A 20723-nucleotide genomic window follows, 5' to 3' on the forward strand; every position below is an offset into this window, starting at 1 on the left:
GGGGAGGAACAGCTGCGGTCAGGGCATCCCGGCGGGCTGGACCGGCCGCGCTTGGTTTTTTTTGTATAAAAACTTACCGGGGTTAAGCTAAGGATTATTTGCGGAAAAATCAACAGGAAAATCGTTTATTTTAGATCCTTCAAGGCGGATGGGGAAAACATCGAGGCGTTTATAGCCGTCAGGGCTGGCAGTTGTCTCTGCCATACATAAAAACTGGACAAGACCTTGCACGCGCCATCCCGCGCCCGGGCGGGTGCACCTGATAGAAAAAAATCCCACCCCGCCAAAATGCGGGATGGGATACTCTGATCGTCACCCTGATCTTTGGTCTACTTGAGCAAGATCATGTTACCGTGCTGGACCCAGTCGGGCGTGATGATGCGGAAGAAATAGTTGCCCGAAGGCAAATCCTTGGCATCAAATCGCACAAAATGACGCCCCGCCTCCTGCCGCCCCGAGGCCAGTTGTACAATTTTTTGCCCCGCCAGATTAAGGATATCGATCGCGACCAGCGTCGATTTTTTCAGCGAGTACTCGATCGTTGTCGAGGGGTTGAAGGGATTGGGGTAATTGAAGGCGATTTCCATGATATCGATCTGCGGCACCTTGGGCTGGATTACCTCGACGGTTCGTTTCTGAGCGAAGAGCCATTTCGCCAGTTGGGGCAGAGCCAGGCTCTGTGACCAGATGGCATGTCCCTTGCCGGCATACTCGGTATAGAGCAGCGGGGCGTTGAGGTTGACCTTGTCGGTGAGCACGCTGTCCGTCATACGGGCATTGGTTCCGTAACGGTAATTGAATTCGGTGAAAACGCAGGCGCGATCGGAGTGGATCAGGGCCTCGACCATCTCTCGAGAGGCGCGCACCGGCACCGTGGCATCCTCGCTGCCATGAAAGATCCACAGGGGCATGTTGCGCAGGGCGCAGGCACATGAGGAATCGGCCCCGCCGCACATCGGCACCGCTGCCGCAAAACGGGCGGGATATCGCGAGATCAGATCCCAGGTCCCGTAACCGCCCATAGAGAGACCGATTACATAGAGACGGTCGGTATTGATGGGGAACTCGCGCGTCAGCGAGTCGAGCAGATTGCTCACCGTCAGCAGTTCATCGCTGATGCCGACGGCTCCGATACTGTAGCTACCCTTGCTCCAGTCGGTATTCACCCACTGGCGGTCGGCGGGACACTGCGGCACAACGATAAAACAGGGATTCCGGGCCTGCAGGGCGCTATCGGCCCAAACTGTTCCCAAGGCGTTGGCCTTGAGCTGAAGCTCATTATCCTTGCCGCGTTCGCCGGCGCCATGCAGCGCCAGGATCAGCGGATAGGTCCTGCTCGCATCGTACCGCTCCGGAATGAACAGCCGGTACGGGAGCGTAGTCTTGTACGTATGGGAACGTTTGAGGAATTTCGCAGCGAGAGCGGATTCACTTGCAGCAAAACCAGCAGAAACACCACAGACCAGCCCCACCGCCACAACCACCCACCACAGTCTGAATCGTACCATCAATCTTCCTTCACGCTATACCCTGGAGAGTTCGCTACTTTGAAGCCGGGCTGATGAAGTCTTGGCAGAATGGGTCTCTTACATGCGCCGTGCCGAAGACCCTGGGCACGCCCAGAGCGATTCGAACGCTCGACCTACGGATTAGAAGTCCGTTGCTCTATCCAGCTGAGCTATGGGCGCATATACTGTTAATAATTTAGTCATTCCAGCGCAACAAGACAAGCTTTTTTTTGCTATTCCGGCAAATATAGATGTTTTTTATGAAGCAGATCACAATAGATAGAAATGCGGGGGCCTTGTTCAACTATTGAACAAAAAACAGCCTCAGCGCAGCAGGATGAGGCGCCGTGTCTCCACCCGCCGCTCCCATTCGAGCCGGTAGAAATAGACGCCACTGGCCATCCCAGCGCCATCCAGGGCGACACGATATTCGCCCGCTGGCTGCAAGCCTTCAGCCAGCGTCGCCACCTCCTGACCGGCTAAATTGAAGAGCCGCAGCCAGACTCGTCCCCGCCCGGGCAAGCAGTACCGGATCGAAGTGCCCTGGTTGAAGGGATTGGGGTAATTCTGGCAAAGGACGAATTCGAGGCCCTTCTCCACTGCTTCCGCCCCGTCGACCGCTGCGAGGTTCCAGAGGTGGTTATTGATCCAGAGTGTGCGACCGCGAATCCAGGATTTGATCCGGCTCAGTTCCTCGGCATAGCTGTGGTCCATCGAGGGTTCGGGCCAGCGTTTTAGATCCCGGGCGCGGGCCTCAGCCAGCGTGTCGGCGATCAGATCGATCCGCCGGTCAAGCGTATCCGGATGTAGAACAGTGCGACTTAGCGCCGCCCAGCGGATCTTGACCTTTTCGGCGAAATAGCGGTCATGGCCAAGAAGATTCCACCAGAATGGCACCTTAGGCCAATCGCCCGGGTGATAGGCATCGTGATCGATCTCCCATTCATCGACGCGGCCGGCGTCCTCCGCATACCATGCCTTGCCGAGGGTAAGATTGAAATCCCAGATCGGCCCGGCGTTGAGTTTGCCGCCCTTGCTGTCCCGATCCTTATACATAAAGGTGCTGATGCGATAGGCATCGACATTCTTGAAGAATTCACTGAGAATAAAATGATCGACAAAGGAAGAAATATCGATGTAACGGGGATAACCAAACGAGGTATCACCACGTGTAGGCATCAGCATCACCGATTCGAAGACATTCATCCAGCCCTTGAGGTAGCCTTTCTGGGCGGCCACCAGATCATCGGCTTTGGGATCATGATACTGATAAAAGAGACCCTGCATCGAGGTCCAGCCCGCGGTCTGCTCGCCCTCCTCCTTATCAAACTTCCAGATATAACCGCCGGTCAGGGCATCGCCGGTCACATCCGCTGTGCTCATCTCGGTGATGGCAACCCGGTTTTTATCTTGCTTGATCTTTTCCATGAAAACATAGACACCGCGGTAGTTGTTGTTGAGCACCAGTTCGCAGTATTGGACACGGGGCGCATAACGGCCGATTTCATTGGAGATGCGATAGGCGAGAACATTGCGCATCAGCGATTGATCATCATAAGAGGCATATAGGATCCAGTCGTTCTCTTTCGGCATGCCCAGGAGGGATACATTGCGATTATTGCCGCTGGCGTCGACGGTCTCGAGCCGGTAGCCCTTTTTGGGATAGGCCATGGAGGAGCTGCCGCGCAATTCGATATCGATGAGGCCGTCGTATTGGTTGGCAGGATCGGTGATGGCGTTACGCTTGCTTTTGCCGTTGTAAGTAATCTTCATCGTGGCTCGGATACGGGTCAGATCGGGAATCTCCTTGCCGCCGGTGTCGATCCGGATGATGGGAAGGTTGGAACTGGTGAATGCCACCCCGGTCGTCTGGGCGCTGAGGGACGAAAAAGTCAGAAGGGCAAGGCCTGTCACCCAAACCCAGGCAGATCCGCCGCCGGTTGCGATCAAACGGCGAATCACCCTGCAAGCGCCCCTGCGGATGGAGGGGCTGGACTCCTTGCGCATGCTGAACATAACGGAATTCCTGTTTTGGTAGCGCTGACGCCTGCGGATTCTAGAGGGTTTTTGAAGACTCCCGGACGACCAACTCCGTTGGCAGCAGAATCTGCTCGGGCGGCAGCAGGGCCGGGGATTCGATGTTGCGGATGAGGATCTCTGCAGCACGACGGCCGATCTCCTTCTGCGGCGCCCGGATGGTCGTCAGCGGTACCGGATAGAGTTTGGCATAATCGATGTCATCGTTGCCAATAATGGAGATATCATCAGGTACCCGAATGCCGAGCTCACGCAGGGCCGACAGCACGGCCATGGCCTGTTGATCGTTGAAGCAAACAATCGCCGTCGGGTACTCCTCCCGGCGCAATTTTTTGAACCAGACGAGGGTATTGTGAAAGCTCTCCTCATGCCGGGAACCGATGGAAACAATCATTGCCGGATTGAAGGCCAGCGTAGTCTCGCTGAAGGCATAGCGGAAACCCTCGATGCGCTCCTGGGTGTGAGCGGATTGGGGGGGACCAGCAAAATGGACGATCCGGCGATGACCGCCCTCAATCAGGTAGCTGACCGCCTGGCGTATCGCCTTTATGTTGTCGATCATCACTGCATTGGCTTGGATCCCCTTGACCTCCTCGAGCAGGACAAAGGGATAATTGATCATCTTGAGCTTGAAGAGGTGTTCGATCTCCGCCTCACCCTCGACAATGGGGGCGATGATGGCGCCCTTGATATCCTTGGTGGAAAAGAGGTGGGTGAAGCGTTTCTCGCACTCGTGATCGTTCTCGGAGCTGGTGATCAGGACTTGGTAACCCCGGTTGATGGCGTATTCGCGCACGCCGGTGGCAATGGAGGTATAGAAGGGATAATTCAAATCCTTGATGATGACGCCGATGGTACGGTCCTCGCTGCCGTTCTTGAGGATTCGCGCCATCCCGCGCGGGCGGAAATTGAGTTCCTTCATTACCTCAAGGATGCGTTCGCGCGTGCGCGGTTTGACCGAGTTTTTGCCATTGAGGACCGCAGAGACGGTGCCCTTCGAGACTCCAGCGCGCGTGGCAACATCCTCGATAGTAATTCTCTTCATCTTTTCTCCGGCGTTTCCCGCTGATACAGATGCAAGCTCATAAATTGAAACGGTTCGATTTTTATTCGCAAATATACTTTTTTTTGCACGTAAAATCAACTAAATTCTTATCACAGGGCATTTTCTCCACCAGCGCTCCCCGTGCCTCTCGCTCCCACCCGTCGGGGCTCGCGTCGCGTCTGGATACGCCCCGGATGGAGTTTTCCCTTGACTTTTTTCACCCCCTTCTGTATATTTGAATCGGTTCAAAACCATAATCACCCTTTAGCGACGAGGGCGCCGATGATACGATCGAGCCGCTGTCTCAGGATTACCCTCCTGATCAGCCTTCTTCTTTGCCTCCTGGCCTGCCATACCCCAGCCATCCGCCCCCGGCCTGTGACGTACCCCAATCTCTTCACCGATTTGCTCCGGATCGAACCCGCCCAGGTGCAGGCGCGCATCGACGCCGCCTTCAACCAGCTCTTCTATGGCGACGACAGCACGCAACGCGTCTATTATCCGGCCGGTCCCGATAAGGCCTATATCGAGGATATCCTCAATAATGATGTGCGCACCGAAGGCATCTCGTACGGCATGATGATCGCTGTCCAGCTCGACAAGAAAAAAGAGTTTGATTGTCTGTGGAACTGGGCCAGGACCTACATGCAGCACCACAACGGTCCCGGCGCAGGTCTCTTCGCCTGGCACTGTCGCACCAATGGCGAAAAGCTCAGCTACAGCTCGGCATCGGACGGTGAGGAGTGGATTGTCACCGCCCTGCTCTTCGCCCATAACCGTTGGGGCAGCGGTGAGAGCCCCTACAATTATCGGCAACAGGCCCAGTTCATTCTCGATGCCATGCTCAATAAAACGGCCAAGTCCGATGAACAGCGCGTGATCACCAACATGTTCAATCGCGATCACAAGATGGTTGTCTTTGTACCCAACGGTGAGGCGGACGATTTCACCGATCCCTCCTACCATTTGCCGCACTATTATGAGCTGTGGGCGATGTGGGCCGATAAAGAGAAGGACTTCTGGCGGGCAGCCGCGGACAGCAGCCGAGCCTTCCTCAAACGGGCTGTCCACCCTCGAACCGGCCTGGCCCCGGATTATGCCCGCTTTGACGGGAGCGCTATGGATGCCCCGTGGGGTGGCGGCCACGCCGATTTCCGCTATGATGCCTGGCGCACGGCGGCCAACATCGCGGTCGACTGGATCTGGTTCGGCCGGGATGGCTGGGCGGTGACTCAATCCAACCGGCTGCTCGAATTCTTTCATGGGGAAGGGATGAAATCCTACGGCGGCCTTTACACCCTGGAGGGCCGCAAGCTCGCCGACGAGCAAAATCCCGGTCTGGTGGCCATGAATGGCACTGCAGCCCTGGCTGCGACGACCCCGCTGAGAGGCGACTTTGTCGGGGCGGTCTGGGAGATGCCGATCCCCTCCGGCCCCGGCCGCTATTATGACGGCCTGCTCTATTTGCTCGCGCTCCTCCAGATCAGCGGTCACTTCCGCGTTCTCGCACCCTGATCCGTGGACACAAAGCGATAGCCCACCTGCTGCGGCACGGGCGCAGCGCGCACATTTTTCCCTTGTTCCGGCACGTCGGGTGCCGACAGCCTGCACCAACCACACGATTGACTCATCGAGGAGACCATGATCGATTCGCTTGCTCGCTGTATCAAATCTCTGGCTGCCCTCCTGCTTTTCCTCTCCTGCACCTGCGCCCTAGCGTCGGATCCGAAGTATGTCCGCTTTGACAAAGGGCCCGGCGATTTCACGCTCGTGGAAGCCGGCAAATGCACCCCGTTTTTTGCCAGCAGCGCGGAGTATCCTGGTGTTTTGAGGGTGATGTCCAGCCTCCAGGAGGATTTGCGCAAGGTGACCGGCGCAGCGCCGGAGATCGTCCTCGACGAGGTGCCGCACTCCGGGACTCCGATTCTGATTGGCACGCTGGGCAAAAGCCCGCTCATCGACCGGATAGTGGCGGAGAAGCGACTGGATCCCACCGGGCTGGCGGGGAAATGGGAGACCTTTGTCACCCAGATTATCGAAAATCCTCTCCCTGGAATCAGTCGCGCCCTGGTGATCGCCGGAAGCGACAAGCGCGGCACGATCTACGGGCTGTACGACCTCTCCAACCAGATCGGCGTCTCGGCCTGGCATTTCTGGAGCGACGTGACTCCCCGGCATCGCGACGCCCTCTACGTGACCCCGGGCCTCCACACCCTCGGCGAGCCCAAAGTCAAATACCGCGGCATTTTTATCAATGATGAAGCCCCCGCTCTCAGCGGCTGGGCCTTTGAGAAGTTCGGCGGCTTCAACAGCCGGATGTATGAGCACGTCTTCGATCTCATTCTGCGCATGAAGGGTAACTATCTCTGGCCGGCGATGTGGGGACGCATGTTCTGTGTTGAAGATACCTTGAATCCCACCCAGGCGGACGAGTATGGTGTGGTCATCGCCACCTCCCATCATGAACCGATGATGCGTGCACACGCCGAGTGGGCGCGTTACGGCACCGGGCCGTGGAACTATGAGTCCAATGCGATGGCCCTACAGCAATTCTGGCGCGAGGGTATCCGGCGGATGGGCCGGCACGAGAGCGTGGTGACCATCGGCATGCGCGGCGATGGCGATGAGCCGATGAGCGAAGCGGCCAACATCGCCCTACTTGAGCGCATCGTCGCCGACCAGCGCCGCATCATTGCAGAAGAGACAGGCAGGCCGGCGGAAGAGACGCCGCAGGTCTGGGCGTTGTACAAAGAGGTTCAAGAGTATTACGACAAGGGGATGAAGGTGCCGGAGGATGTCACCCTACTGCTCTGCGATGACAATTGGGGCAATATCCGCAAGTTGCCGCGGCCGGGCGATCCGCCGCGCCGCGGCGGCTATGGCGTCTACTACCATTTCGACTACGTCGGTGGTCCGCGCAACTACAAGTGGCTCAATACCAATCAGGTTTCCCGCATCTGGGAACAGATGCACCTGGCCTATGAGATGGGAGCCCGGCAGATCTGGATCGTCAATGTCGGTGACATCAAACCGATGGAACTGCCCACCGAGTTCTTCTTGGACTATGCCTGGAATCCCGAGGCCTGGCCGATTGAACGTCTACCGCACTACACCCTGGATTGGGCCGCCCGCCAGTTCGGTCCCGAATACAGCACCGAAATCGCCGCGCTCCTTGAGGCTTACACCCGTTTCAACAGCCGCCGCAAGCCCGAGCTGCTCGAGCCGGGCACCTATAGTCTGAGCAACTATCAGGAATGGGAGCGTGTGGTGGCCGAGTACACCGCGCTGGCCGACAAGGCGCAAAAGTTGTACGACGGGCTTGCGCCGGAACAGCGTGACGCCTTTTATCAGATCGTCCTCCACCCTGTCACCGCTTGTGCCAACCTTAACGCGCTCTATTTCACCGTCGCCAGAAATCGCCTCTACGCGGCGCAGGGCCGCGCCCTGACCAATGCTTTGGCGGACCGCGCCGAAGTGCTCTTCGCGGAGGATGCCCGGATCTCCCGCTACTACAACACCGAACTGGCCGGTGGTAAGTGGAGCCATATGATGGACCAGACGCACATCGGCTACACGTACTGGCAGCAGCCCGACGCGAACATCATGCCGGCCGTGCAGCGGATTAGCCTTCCAGTGGCAGCGGAGATGGGAGTGGCCGTTGAGGGCTCGACGCAATGGTGGCCGCATGCTTCAGAGGCCGCTGTGCTCCCCGAACTCGATCCTCACATCAAACCTTACAGCTATATCGAACTATTCAACCGCGGGGAAGCGCCCTTCAAATACACCATCAAGCCCGGCAAAAAGTGGCTGAAGCTCGATGCCCCGCGCGGATCCGTCACCGAGGAAATGCGGATCCTGGTCTCGGCCGACTGGCGCAAGGTCCCCCCCGGACACCACCGCATCCCCCTCACCATTACAGCCCCTGACGGCCGCCGCGTGACCATCACCGTACCCTTCCACCAACCAGCCGCATCTGCAAGCGACCTGCGCAACTGCTTCATCGAGAGCGATGGCTGCGTTTCCATGGAGGCCGGGCACTATAGCCACGCTGTAAATTCAGCCGAAATGTACTGGAGTGAAATCCCCGGTCTGGGGCGCACCCTTTCTGGGATGACCCCTTTCCCGGTCACCGCCCGGTCGATGGCAGCGGACCTGCTGCGGAATGGCGCCGTTCTCATCGACGGCAAGGGCGCACTGCGGGCGCTTGAGCCCGAGACCCTGCAACCGCGGACGATTCCTCTGGATTCCCTGCCCCATCTGGAGTATCACCTTCACCTCTTCAGCGCGGGCCTGGCCAAAGTCAAAGTCTATCTTTCGCCCACCCTGGATTTTCACAACAGCGGCGGATTGCGCTATGCGGTTTCCTTCAATGATGAACCACCGCAAATCGTCAACATGCACGACCAGATGGCGTGGGAAGAATGGGTGAGCAATGCGGTCGCCGTTCAAGCCACCTCCCACACCCTAGTAGACACGGGGGCGCAGGTGCTCAAATTCTGGGCCGTCGATCCCGGCGTGGTGCTGCAACGCCTGGTGGTCGAGACCAGCGGCGCCAGGCCCAGCTATCTCGGCCCGCCCGAAACTCGCTATATTCCCGACCGCTCCGAGCACCGGTGATGACTCTTATCCAAGCGAAAGGCAATACGCATGACCGATCCGCAATGGGAACTTTTGCTGAAGGTGATCCGGGGCGAAATCATCGAACCCCTTCCCGCCGGTTTCATCATCGATTCTCCGTGGCTGCCGAACTGGTACGGCATCTCCATTCTGGATTACTTCAGCAATGACCGGCTCTGGCTCGATGCCAATCTCAAGGCGATGCAGGATTTCCCCGAGATACTCTTCCTCCCGGGTTTCTGGTCCGAGTATGGCATGTGCACCGAGCCCTCGGCCTTCGGAGTGCGCACCTATTTCCCGGCCAACGAGTTTCCACATGCACACCGGCTCCTCCATTCGACCGCCGAAATTGATGAATTGCTGCTCCCCGATCCCTCCACCGACGGCTTACTGCCCTTCGTCCTTAACCGGCTCAAGCTCGCACAACCGGAGATCGAAGCGGCAGGGCACAAGATCCGTTTCGCGGTGGCGCGCGGCCCGCTCAACATCGCCAGCTACCTCATGGGATCCACCGAATTTCTCATGGCGATGATGCTCGAGCCCGAGAAGGTCGAGCTGCTGCTGCAAAAAATCACCCGTTTTTTGCAGTCCTGGTTGCAGCTGCAGATGGCCACCTTTCCGACCATCGACGGCATTTTTCTGCTCGATGACATCATCGGCTTCATCGGCGAAAACGAGTTCAAGACCTTCGGGCTCCCCTGCTTCAAGGCGCTCTACAGTCTGCCGGTTACCGTCAAATTCCTCCACAACGACGCGGCTTGCCGGGTTTCTGCTCCCTACCTGCCGGAAATGGGGGTCAATCTTTTCAACATGGGATTCGACATCCCCCTGAATGAACTTAAAAGTCTGACGCAGAACCAGGTCACCCTGCTCGGCAATCTGCCGCCGCGGGATGTCCTGGCGGCCGGGACCCCCGAGGCCGTCGAAGCGGCCACCCGTGACCTGGTTGCGGCCCTGACCGATCGCCGGCACGTCATCCTCTCTTGCGGCGGCGGCATGCCCCCAGGGGTTCGCTCGGCTAATATTGCCGCCTTTTTGCGCGGGCGTGTTTGATCGCTTAGCCTAACGGGAGTGGTAGCGTGCAAAAAACCGCCTCTATACAGCCGGCTTTACCGACGATCACGATGCGCCGGGCTTTCATCTGCGGCCCGACGGAAAATACCGGACCGTCTATGCCGAGCACTTTGATGAATACAACGCCGCGACGCCGATACCCTTCTCGCTGGATCGCGGCGGTATGAATCCGCTCCGGATTTTTGATATCCGCGGGCACTGCGTCGATACCCTTTTCCATCAGCGTTTCGAGGCCGGTGGACACCGCATCCTCTGGCAAACCTTCGCGTTTCCCTCCGGAATCCATATCGGCCGACTCGAGTCCGGCAGTGTTTACCGGATACAGCGGCTGACCCTGCTCAAATGAACGGATGGGCCGGTTTAAAATGATAGATAATTTCTTTTTTTTTCCTTGATTTTGAAAGAGGTACTCTTTATATTTGAAACGGTTCAATAGAATCAAAACTCTTAACATTGTCCACAACTCGCTCTTCACCCTGCAACGAGGCCTCCCCATGGACAGTCCCAAAACGGGAACAGCCGCCGCGGCTGCCCCCATTGATTCAAACCCGCTACCTGATTATAAAAATGCCCGGCTCCCGATCGAGAAGCGGGTGGCCGACCTCCTGGGACGGATGACTCTGGAGGAGAAGGTCGCGCAGATGCTCTCCCTTTGGAAGCTGCGGGAAAAGATACTGATCCCGGGCTCCACGCAACTGAATCCCCAGGGGATCGAGGAGCTGTGCGGCAGGGGCATGGGTCAAATCACCCGGCCGAGCGACCTGAATGGCGGCCTCTCCCCCGAAGCGACCGCAGAGCTGACTAATACCCTGCAAAAATGGTTCATTGAAAACACCCGTCTCGGCATCCCGGTCATTTTCCACGAAGAGTGCCTCCACGGACTTGCCGCCAAGGAAGCGACCAGCTATCCCCAGCCGATCGGCCTCGCTTCCACATTTAATCCCCATCTGGTTGAAGAGATCTACAGCGCCACTGCCGAAGCTGCGCGCAGCCGGGGCATTCATTTGGCCCTGACGCCGGTTGTCGATGTCATGCGCGAGCCGCGCTGGGGGCGTGTCGAGGAGACCTACGGCGAAGATCCCTACTTGGCAGCCCAGCTCGGCACGGCAGCGGTCAAAGGCTTTCAGGGGGATGGTGAGTTCAAGGACAAAAAGCATGTGCTGGCCACTCTCAAGCATTTCACCGGTCATGGCGAGCCGGAATCGGGTTCGAACATTGGCCCGGCGAACATCTCCGAACGCGTCCTGCGTGATATCTTTTTCTATCCCTTCCGACAGGTGATCAAAAAGGCGCAGCCCGCGGCCATCATGCCCTCTTACAACGAAATCGACGGTCTGCCCTCCCATGCCAATGTCTGGCTACTGCAACAGGTGCTGCGCGAGGAATGGGGCTATACCGGGATGCTGGTGTCCGATTATTTCGCGATCACCGAGCTCTATATGAATCCCATCAGCGTCAGCCACGGGGTCGCCGAGAACAAGACGGAGGCGGCTTTGTTGGCAGCCAGAGCCGGTGTCAATATCGAGCTGCCGGACATGGACTGTTACCCCCATCTCGTCGAGCTTGTGCACTCCGGCCGGCTCGCCGAAAAAGAAATTGATACCCTCGTCCGCCCCCTGCTCTATTACAAATTCAAGCTGGGTCTTTTCGAGGATCCCTATGTCGATCCGGCGCAGATTCGCAACGAAGAGCGTCTGCTGCGGGAGCGGAGCCTGGCGCTGCGCGCCGCCCGCGAAACCATCATCCTGTTAAAAAATGAGGGCGATTTCTTGCCACTCGATTCTACCAGGGCGACCACCCTGGCGGTGATCGGGCCCAATGCGGACCGCAAGTTGCTGGGCGGATACAGTGGCGAGCCCAAGTATTACCGCTCGGTGCTCGAGGGCATTATCGAAAAAGCCGGCAAGACCACCCGCATTCTCTACAGCGAAGGCTGCAAGATCACCGTGGGTGGCTCCTGGAACCAGGATGAAATCGTCCTGCCCGATCCCGAGGAGAACCGCAAGGCAATCGCAGAGGCTGCCCGGGTAGCGCAGCAGGCGGATTTGGTGATCATGGCCCTTGGCGGCAACGAACAGACTTCGCGCGAGGCCTGGGCGACCAATCATCTCGGCGACCGGACCAGCCTCGACCTTATTGGCCAGCAGAACGACCTGGTGAAAGCAATTCAAGCCACTGGCAAACCGATCGTGTTGCTGCTTTTCAACGGCCGGCCCAATTCCATCACGGCAATTGCGGCAGCCAAAGAGATCCCGGCCATCCTCGAATGCTGGTATCTGGGGCAGGAGACCGGATATGCCGTAGCCGATGTGCTCTTCGGTGACTATAATCCTGGCGGCAAGCTGCCGGTATCCATCCCGCGTTCGGTCGGCCATATCCCCTGTTTCTACAACCACAAGCCCTCCGCCCGCCGCGGCTACGTCTTTGATGATATCTCGCCCCTCTACCCCTTCGGATTTGGCAAAAGCTATACCACCTTTGCCTTCAGCAATATCCGCCTCGAAAAACCGGTGATCCAGGTGGGAGAAAGCACGACCCTACATGTCGATATCCGGAATACCGGGAAGCGGACGGGAACTGAAGTGGTGCAGATGTACATCCGTGATCTCTTCAGCTCAGTCACCCGTCCGGTCAAGGAATTACGAGGATTCTGCAAACTGGAACTGGCGCCGGGAGAGTCCAGGTCGGTTGCCCTGCCAATCACCCCTGACGATCTCGCGTTCACGGCAGTCGACAAAGTACACAAGGTGGAACCGGGCGAATTCGAGATTATGGTGGGCAGTTCCTCCCGCGATGAGGATTTGACGAGGGTAAAACTGACCGTAAAATAAAAAGGCCGCCCTGGAACCCGGCGACGGCCAGACATTCGCAAGCTGTTGGGAGAAAACAAGATGAAGAATGACCAGATCGGCAAACTGCCCTTGCTCGAAAAAATCGGCTACGGTTTTTCCGACGCCTCAGCCAATTTCGTGTTCCAGATCATGGTGATGTTTCAGGTGGGGTTCTATACCGATGTTTTCGGTATTACGGCTGCCGCGGCGGGGACTCTGCTGCTGGTCGGCCGCTTCTGGGATGCCATCTTCGATCCCATCATGGGCTCGCTCGCCGATCGCACCAATACCCGCTGGGGAAAATTCCGGCCCTGGTTGCTCTGGACCGCAGTTCCCTTTGCGCTGATGTTCTTCCTTACCTTCTACACCCCCAATTTCTCCCCGTCCGGCAAACTGGTCTACGCTTATCTCACTTATATCCTGCTGATGACGGTCTATTCAATGAACAATACACCCTACTCAGCCCTCAACGGGGTGATGACCGGGGATGTCAACGAGCGTACCAGCCTTTCCTCCTGGCGATTCATCTTCGCTCAGAGTGCCACGATCCTTGTGCAAGGCTTTTTGCTGCTGATGGTCGCTTCCCTGGGCAGGGGGAATGCCCAGGCGGGCTGGGCCCGGAGCATCGGCCTTCTTTCTGTGCTGTGCATCGTCTTTTTCATCATCACGTTCCTGAGCGTCAAGGAACGTATCAAACCCAATCCCGAGCAGAAGGCTTCGTTGAAGGAGGATATCTCCGGCCTAGCGAAAAATGGCCCCTGGCTGGCGATGTTCGGCCTCACGCTCTTTGTCTTCATCACGTTGGCCCTATGGGGCAGCGCGATGTACTATTATTTCAACTACTTCATCAGCAAAGCCCACCTCTTCACCTTCCTGCAGTGGCTGGGCATGGCGGCCACTCCCGCAGCAGACGGCAGCTTAGTCTTGAGCGGCGGACAAAAGATTCTGGATGCCATGGGCCTCCTGGCCAAACCGGATCTCAGCAATACTGCGATTATCGGCTTCAGCCTTTTTAATATGATTGGCACGATCCTCAGCCTGATTGGCATCGTGCTCTCCAAGCGGCTGACCATTCGCTTCAGCAAGAAAAGCGTCTTTATGACCGGTTTGCTACTGACGGTCCTTTTCACAGCCCTATTCTTCGTGCTATCGCCAACCGCAATCGGCGCCACTTTCGTCCTGAATATTCTCAAATCCCTTGCCTACAGCTTCACCATCCCGCTGCTCTGGGCGATGATGGCCGATGTGGCGGACTATTCCGAATGGAAGACGGCCCGTCGATCGACGGGATTCATCTTTGCCGGTATTGTATTCGCTTTGAAGGCTGGTTTGGGATTTGGCGGAGCCATCTGCGGCTGGCTGCTCTCCCTTTATGGTTATGTGCCCAACGCCGCCCAGAACAGTCATGCCCTATTCGGCATCAAGATGACCGCGAGTATTTACCCGGCGATCACTTTTGCCATCGGCGCCGTCGCGCTCTCCTTCTACAGCATCAGCAAAAAGCTGAGCCTGCAGATTCAGGATGAGCTGGTGGAACGGCGTAAAAGCTATCAATACTAAAGCTATCAGTACTAATATACTGCGCTCAGCGAGAGCCACTTCCTTGGTGCCATGCTTTTTGCTTGACAATTGCGGCGATTTTATGTAATATTGAATTGATTCAATTTTTCATTGAATCAATCTTCTCAGCAAAATCAATCGATTTGGTTTAACCGTTTACTTGAGAAGATTAGGATGATATCTCGCCGTCCAAAAGCGCTCTCCAAGGATGGTCTTTCACCCCGGATGACGGGGTCCATCATTGGAGATGCGCTTTTCTTAATAATCCCCCGCCCTCTCTGTAACATGCTCTGTTCGCAGCTCGAAGACAATCACCGGGCAGACCGCGATCCCGGGTCCTTACATCCTGGTGCGGAATCTGCCACCTCACCCTCGAAGAAGGAAGGAAGCGCCTATGAAACATGGTATGGTTCCCAAGGGCAAGGCTCAATCCGCCCTGCCATCGCGCGGCTGTAGGCCTCTTCTTGCGGCAGCCACTCTATTCCTATTGATACCCGGCCTGCTCCTGGCGGGGACCGGCGTTATCAAAGGCAAGGTTTTTGACAAGGACACCAAGGAGGGGCTGCCCTCTGCCAACATCATCATCAAGGGTACCCGGATCGGAACCACCGCGGACCTGAACGGCAACTTTTCGATCCCTAACGCGCCGAGCGGCGAATTGACCCTGACGGTCAGCTATATCGGTTATGGCTCGGTGAGCGTGCCCCTGACAGTCAAGGAAGATGTTGTCACCAAGCGCGATTTTGCCCTCAAGGCCGAGGCCATCAAAGGCAAGGAGTATATCATCACCGCGCAGGCCATGGGCCAGGTTCAGGCTATCAACCAGCAGTTGGCGGAGACGAGGATCTCCAGTGTCGTCTCGGAGGCCAAGATCCAGGAACTGCCCGATTTCAACGCCGCCGCCGCCATAAGCAGGCTGCCCGGCGTTTCCAGCCTCGAAAGCTCGGGAGAGGCCAACAAGATTGTCATCCGCGGCCTGGCGCCCCAGTTCAATATGGTCTCCGTTGAAGGAGTCAAGCTGGCATCGACCGGCAGCTCCCAGATCGGCGTATCCGCACTGGGCAACACCTCCGGTTCCATCAACAATGATCGCAGTGTTGACCTCTCGATGGTCTCCCCCTATATGATCAAATCGATCTCGGTCTACAAGGCGCTGACCCCGGACCTCGACGCTAATGCGATCGGCGGAACCGTGAATATGGAACTGCGCGAGGCCCCCGCCGAACTTCACTACGATCTGCTCTGGCAGCAGGGTTACACGGCCAAGACCAAGAACAGCGCTAATTACCGCGGCGTGGCCTCGATCAGCCGGCGTTTCTTCAACGAAAAACTCGGCGTCTATGCGCTGGCCAATGTTGAGCAGTACGACCGCGACGCCGACAACATGAATGCCAACTATTACACAACGAGCACGAAGCTCAACGCCTCAGGGGTCTATCGACCGGTCAAGGTCAGGAATGTCCAGCTGCTGCGGCATATCGAAACCCGGCAGCGGTTCGGCGGCAACCTCATCCTCGATTACAAACTGCCCTTCGGTTCGATCAAATCGGTGAACATGTTTACCCGCCTGAGCTCAGATTATCAGGACAACACCACCATCCTCAACTATTTCGATAAACAGCTGAACTTCCAATACCGCGAGGGCGTCAACAATACCGACCTGACCGTGAATTCGTTGGAATGGAAGAACGATTTCCAGTGGGTGCAATTCGGCCTCAAACTCGCCAGTACCACGTCGAAAAACAATCTACCCAAATCCCCGTTTGTCACGCTCAAAACCGGCCAGGTGACCACCGGTCCGGTCACCGATGATACCATCCCCGACAGCCTGAAAAAACTGTGGGCGTATCCTGGCGCCAACCAGGTTTATCTCGACGATATCAGCCTTTTCAGCTCCATCTACAAGGAAAGCAACAAGACGGTCACACCGTTTATCAATTTTCCGTTCCGTCTTGGCTCCTCATTCACCGGCTTTCTCAAACTTGGCGGTGTCTACCGGTATCAAAAGAACAGCAACGACCAGAAGACCCCTTACGCCAGCATCCGTTCGAGCGGCGCCTTTCAGACGGCAATGGTCAACGCACTGTCGAACCGGTTCCACATCGCGGTCGATCCCGCAACGGCCAAATTTGCAGCATCGAACTTCACTGGCAGTTCGACTCTCACCCGTTCCTTCCTCGATGATCAGTTCGGCCAGATCTACTGGGCTTGTGACCCCTCCCTTCTGATCGGCATGGCCAATTATCTGACCGCTGCACCCGAGTGGCGCGGCAAAGCCACTGGCGGTGCGGATCAGACCGGCGGCTGGTACAATGGCATGTTTCAGACCCTGGCCAATAGCTACGATTACTCTGAAGATTATTACGCCTCCTATGTCATGTCCGAGATCAATTTCAGGAGCTTAATGGTAACCGGTGGCGTCCGCTATGAGGATTCGGAATCCAAATTCACTGCGTACAATATGTTCGACATGCGTAATCCGGATTCGCAAAATTGCGACACCGTGATTGCCCGACCGAAGAGTGATTTCTGGCTGCCGATGGTTCAGGCCAAATTCACGCCGCTGCGCTGGATGGATCTCCGTTATGCCTATACCCAGACCCTAGCCCGCCCGGATTATCATCAAATGTCGCCGAAAATAACCTATGACAGTCCCAGGATGAACATCCGCGCCGGCAATCCCGATCTCAAGCCCGCACAGGCCTATAACCACGATGTAACCTTGACCTTCCATGGCAACAAGCTGGGTCTCTTCTCCGTGGGAGGTTTCCACAAAAAAATCGATGGTTTCACCTATTACACCACCTATACCCTGCACAAGACCTCCCCCTCGAAGGAAATCAAAACGATCAATGATTTTGATATTATGGGGACCAAACCGGCGGATGGGGCAACCCTTTATACCTACATCAACAGCTCCCATCCCGCCTATGTCAAGGGGTTGGAGGTCGACTTTCAGACCCGTCTCTGGTATCTGCCCTGGCGGTTGAACGGTATCGTGCTTGGTATCAACTATACCAAGATCAAATCCGAAGCGGTTTACCCCCTGCGCGACAACGTGACCAACTACACCACCCGGCCACCGGTGACCACGACCTACGACAGCACCCGCGCCGGCCGTCTGATCTACCAGCCGAACGATCTGGTGAACGCCTACGTTGGCTACGACTTTAAGGGCTTCTCGGCACGCGTCTCCTTCCTCTTCCAGGGCAATTCCGTCAGCTATATCGGCGCTTTCCCGGAGCAGGATGGCTATACCCGGGATTACTTCCGGGTTGACGCTTCCGTCCGTCAGACCCTGCCGATCCGCGGCATGGAAATTTTCCTCGATCTTAATAATCTTAACGACGAGCAGAACGCTTCCGCACAACGATCCATCGACGGCTTCACCAACGTCAAAAACTATGGCATGACCGCCAACGTCGGCATCCGGTTCCGGTAATTCGCAGCGGGAGACTGCGCCGGGGCCTTTCCCGGCAATCCAGCCTCCCACTCATCCACACGACGCTCCCCGGCCGGCCCTGCCAAGCGCCGGGGAGTGTGACCAGATTAGCGATAATTCACCCGCGTCATAACTCATTTCTTTGAGGAGGAGCGCATCATGAAACGGTTGGTAATTTGTTTGATCTGTGTGCTGCTTTTGTCGGTCTCCCTGTATGCACAGAAAAAAGACACGACGTACGTCAACGGCCTCTACAGCGGCGGTGCTGAAGGCGGCCTCAATGAAGCCATCAAAGCGGTCGCCGATGCCGGCAAGCTTTCTCAGACCGTCTTCAAATTGAACCTCTACGACTGGTACGTCATCAACGGCACCATCGAGGTTCCCAAAGGCCAAATCCTCGAGATTGTAGCCCCGAATCCTGGCGCTACCCAGCAAGGGGCGCCGCCGCAGATTCTCTGGACGGCCAGCAGCAGTGTGACCAAGAATTTTCTCATCGCGGTTTATGGCGATCTGATCATGAAGAATATCTGGGTTCGATTTGCCGATGCGGCTGGAGTGCAGACCGGCACCCCGATCGTCTTCGAAGGCAACGATGAGAGCGGGCCGGGCGAGAAAGGCGATTTCGGCACTTTCGAAAACTGCATCTTTGAGTTCATGCCCTGCCCGGCACAGACCGCTTCCGGCTCCATTTGTGTCCGTTCCAAATTTTTCCATGGCTCTTTCAAGAATTGCTATTTCCGCAATTGCGTCGACAGACATTACATGTATTACGGCCGAGCCGTCTCCTTTCCCTATGACGTTCCCGGCTACCACACGGAAGAGGTTACTTTCGAGAACTGCACCTTCGCCAACATGGGCTATGTACTGATGCAGGAAGGTACCAACTACTCCGACAAAGTCTCTTTCAACCACTGCACTTTTTATAACACCGTGCAATTTACTCTGGAATCAGGCTGGTGGTGGAGACTGAATGTCAACAACTGCCTCTTTGTCAATGCCTGGATGATGGGCTATATTCCGCAGCAGGGCGCCAGCAGCGCCACCGTTACCATTCAGCCGGCGGACTCGATCGCATTCACTGTTCCCTTCACCGACCAGGATCGCCACATTCTCTTCACGCACAGCGCCTATTACATTGACAACTGGCTGATCGACTGGATGCGTGGCGGATGGGATAAGAACTATAGCAACACCGCCTGGCGCCCCAATCCCAGAATCACTTCGGTCGGCAATCCTTTCAGCGTGGCTCAATACAAAGCCCGGTTGTTCAACGCCATCCCCTACCCGCGGCCGATGATTGACAGCACTTCGCTGGTTTATTTTGACTCGATGTACACGGATGGCAACGGCAAACAGGTCAAACTCTATCCCTACATCAACCGCGCCGAGCTCTATGAGGTTGAAACCCTGAGAGAGAAAGTCAATCCCCGCTTCATCAACCCTCCGCTCAACGTCGATCCACTCAAGTATTTCCTCTATCAAAAATGGGATGCCAACAAGGATACGATGTGGGCCTATATGCCGGAGGCTGGACAAAACCAGCAGTGGCCGCTGCCCGAGAATCTCGCGTATGCCAACGATACCCTCAAGACACTGGGCATGGGCGGTTTCCCGCTTGGCGATCTCTACAACTGGTGGAATCCGGCGGTAAGGGAAGGTGCGACCGATCGCTATTCAGCCTGGCGGGCGCAAGCCGATGCGGAGCACGCCCGGATCGCCTCCTGGCTTGAGACCGGCAAGGATCCGTTGACCGGCATCGAGCGTGTGCCTGTGGCAGCCATGCCAGCCCAATATGCGCTCGGACAGAATTACCCGAATCCCTTCAACCCGACCACAAGAATACAATTTTCCATTCCACAGAGCGGTCCTGTGACCCTGAAGGTCTACAACAGCCTTGGGCAGGAGGTGGCGACCTTGCTGGAGGGGATGCAACCAGCCGGCGTAGGCATTGTCACCTTCAATGCCGCCAGACTGAGCGGGGGGGTCTACTTCTACAGGCTACAGGCTGGCAATGTATCGATTACCAGAAAACTTGTCTTGATGAAATAATCCTGTAACGTGAAACTTGCCCCGGCAGCGAAAAAAACCGACCATCGCCGTCGGGGCAAACCAGCTTTTTCCAGAGCCAAATAAAGAGGAGGAGGTGGTTCATTCATCTATCGTTTGGTTCCAGAACAATCTGTACGGGAATAATTCAACTTCATTAAGGCGAACCATTCACAGGAGAAGGAGAATTATGAGAAAAAAGATATCCACGTTTTGGGTAATCGCAACTGCCTTTGTGCTTTTGGGCGCCGTTGCGATTCAGGCCCAAGTTCCTATCAATGTAGTAGATTGGGGCAAGACCAGCAACGGCAAGGCCTGGCCAATTCTCAATACCACCAACACTCCGGCTGGCTCTGCAGGCATCGGCAACGGCGCCAGGCCCACCGGCTGGGCGACCATCCGCGGCGGCTTCAGCCCGATCGAAGCGACCCTGGACAAAGCGCTGGTGATCAGCGGCCAAATTGAATTCGTCGGCGGCGGCGGCGCCAGCGCCTACACCCACCTCCGCTATGCCCTGACCTATCTCGACAGCGCCACGCTCAGCTCGCAGTATACCGATTCGG

At 56.7% G+C, this 20723-nt stretch carries 12 protein-coding genes and 1 tRNA gene; 8 read left to right on the forward strand and 5 right to left on the reverse strand.

Going from position 1 to position 20723, the window contains the following annotated elements:
• Positions 1-329: 329 nt before the first annotated feature.
• From PLH32_14895 to PLH32_14910, 4 genes are all read right to left on the reverse strand, one after another.
• Positions 330-1508, reverse strand: a complete 1179-nt coding sequence (locus PLH32_14895; protein HQJ65899.1) for an alpha/beta hydrolase-fold protein — start codon at positions 1506-1508, stop codon at positions 330-332.
• Between the two features lie 106 nt (positions 1509-1614).
• Positions 1615-1688 (reverse strand) — tRNA-Arg (locus PLH32_14900).
• 144 nt (positions 1689-1832) lie between these two features.
• Positions 1833-3524 carry a CotH kinase family protein gene (locus PLH32_14905; GenBank protein HQJ65900.1) on the reverse strand — a complete coding sequence of 564 codons (1692 nt, stop codon included), beginning with the start codon at positions 3522-3524 and terminating at the stop codon, positions 1833-1835.
• Positions 3525-3564: 40 nt separating this feature from the next.
• Positions 3565-4590: a LacI family DNA-binding transcriptional regulator gene (locus tag PLH32_14910; protein ID HQJ65901.1), complete on the reverse strand. Its 1026-nt coding sequence runs from the start codon at positions 4588-4590 to the stop codon at positions 3565-3567.
• A gap of 282 nt (positions 4591-4872) precedes the next feature.
• On the opposite strand from PLH32_14910, the gene PLH32_14915 reads away from it, so the two are divergent.
• The 3 genes from PLH32_14915 (at position 4873) to PLH32_14925 (ending at position 10260) form a co-directional block, all read left to right on the forward strand.
• Positions 4873-6105 (forward strand): glycosyl hydrolase family 8, encoded by a 1233-nt coding sequence (locus tag PLH32_14915; protein HQJ65902.1) that lies wholly within the window; start codon positions 4873-4875, stop codon positions 6103-6105.
• Positions 6106-6231: 126 nt separating this feature from the next.
• Positions 6232-9207 (forward strand): glycosyl hydrolase 115 family protein, encoded by a 2976-nt coding sequence (locus PLH32_14920; protein ID HQJ65903.1) that lies wholly within the window; start codon positions 6232-6234, stop codon positions 9205-9207.
• Positions 9208-9237: 30 nt separating this feature from the next.
• Positions 9238-10260, forward strand: a complete 1023-nt coding sequence (locus tag PLH32_14925; protein ID HQJ65904.1) for a uroporphyrinogen decarboxylase family protein — start codon at positions 9238-9240, stop codon at positions 10258-10260.
• 4 nt (positions 10261-10264) lie between these two features.
• On the opposite strand, the gene PLH32_14930 is transcribed toward PLH32_14925, so the two are convergent.
• Entirely contained in the window at positions 10265-10714 is a 450-nt protein-coding gene (locus tag PLH32_14930; protein HQJ65905.1) for a hypothetical protein, read from the reverse strand.
• Positions 10715-10775: 61 nt separating this feature from the next.
• Between PLH32_14930 and PLH32_14935 the strand changes: the two genes are divergently transcribed.
• The 5 genes from PLH32_14935 to PLH32_14955 all read left to right on the forward strand — a co-directional run.
• The gene (locus PLH32_14935; protein HQJ65906.1) at positions 10776-13112 is read left to right on the forward strand and encodes a glycoside hydrolase family 3 N-terminal domain-containing protein; all 2337 of its coding nucleotides are present in this window, start codon (positions 10776-10778) and stop codon (positions 13110-13112) included.
• Between the two features lie 60 nt (positions 13113-13172).
• Positions 13173-14672, forward strand: a complete 1500-nt coding sequence (locus PLH32_14940) for an MFS transporter (GenBank protein ID HQJ65907.1) — start codon at positions 13173-13175, stop codon at positions 14670-14672.
• A gap of 394 nt (positions 14673-15066) precedes the next feature.
• A complete protein-coding gene (locus PLH32_14945; GenBank protein ID HQJ65908.1) occupies positions 15067-18114 on the forward strand; it encodes a carboxypeptidase-like regulatory domain-containing protein in 3048 nt (1015 codons plus the stop codon).
• A 159-nt stretch (positions 18115-18273) separates the two neighbouring features.
• Entirely contained in the window at positions 18274-20163 is a 1890-nt protein-coding gene (locus PLH32_14950; GenBank protein HQJ65909.1) for a T9SS type A sorting domain-containing protein, read from the forward strand.
• Between the two features lie 187 nt (positions 20164-20350).
• Positions 20351-20723: hypothetical protein (locus tag PLH32_14955; protein HQJ65910.1), on the forward strand; the 373-nt coding region annotated here is incomplete at its 3' end.

It is taken from the genome of bacterium (genome assembly GCA_035419245.1).
In the GTDB taxonomy this organism is placed as follows: Bacteria; Zhuqueibacterota; Zhuqueibacteria; order Residuimicrobiales; family Residuimicrobiaceae; genus JAKPUX01.

What these genes read in the sequence shown, in the direction of transcription:
- PLH32_14950 (HQJ65909.1), top strand. Translation starts at nt 18,274, where the DNA reads ATGAAACGGTTGGTAATTTGTTTGATCTGTGTGCTGCTTTTGTCGGTC.
- PLH32_14895 (HQJ65899.1), bottom strand. Translation starts at nt 1,508, where the DNA reads ATGGTACGATTCAGACTGTGGTGGGTGGTTGTGGCGGTGGGGCTGGTC.
- PLH32_14915 (HQJ65902.1), top strand. Translation starts at nt 4,873, where the DNA reads ATGATACGATCGAGCCGCTGTCTCAGGATTACCCTCCTGATCAGCCTT.
- PLH32_14925 (HQJ65904.1), top strand. Translation starts at nt 9,238, where the DNA reads ATGACCGATCCGCAATGGGAACTTTTGCTGAAGGTGATCCGGGGCGAA.
- PLH32_14945 (HQJ65908.1), top strand. Translation starts at nt 15,067, where the DNA reads ATGAAACATGGTATGGTTCCCAAGGGCAAGGCTCAATCCGCCCTGCCA.
- PLH32_14910 (HQJ65901.1), bottom strand. Translation starts at nt 4,590, where the DNA reads ATGAAGAGAATTACTATCGAGGATGTTGCCACGCGCGCTGGAGTCTCG.
- PLH32_14935 (HQJ65906.1), top strand. Translation starts at nt 10,776, where the DNA reads ATGGACAGTCCCAAAACGGGAACAGCCGCCGCGGCTGCCCCCATTGAT.
- PLH32_14920 (HQJ65903.1), top strand. Translation starts at nt 6,232, where the DNA reads ATGATCGATTCGCTTGCTCGCTGTATCAAATCTCTGGCTGCCCTCCTG.
- PLH32_14905 (HQJ65900.1), bottom strand. Translation starts at nt 3,524, where the DNA reads ATGTTCAGCATGCGCAAGGAGTCCAGCCCCTCCATCCGCAGGGGCGCT.
- PLH32_14940 (HQJ65907.1), top strand. Translation starts at nt 13,173, where the DNA reads ATGAAGAATGACCAGATCGGCAAACTGCCCTTGCTCGAAAAAATCGGC.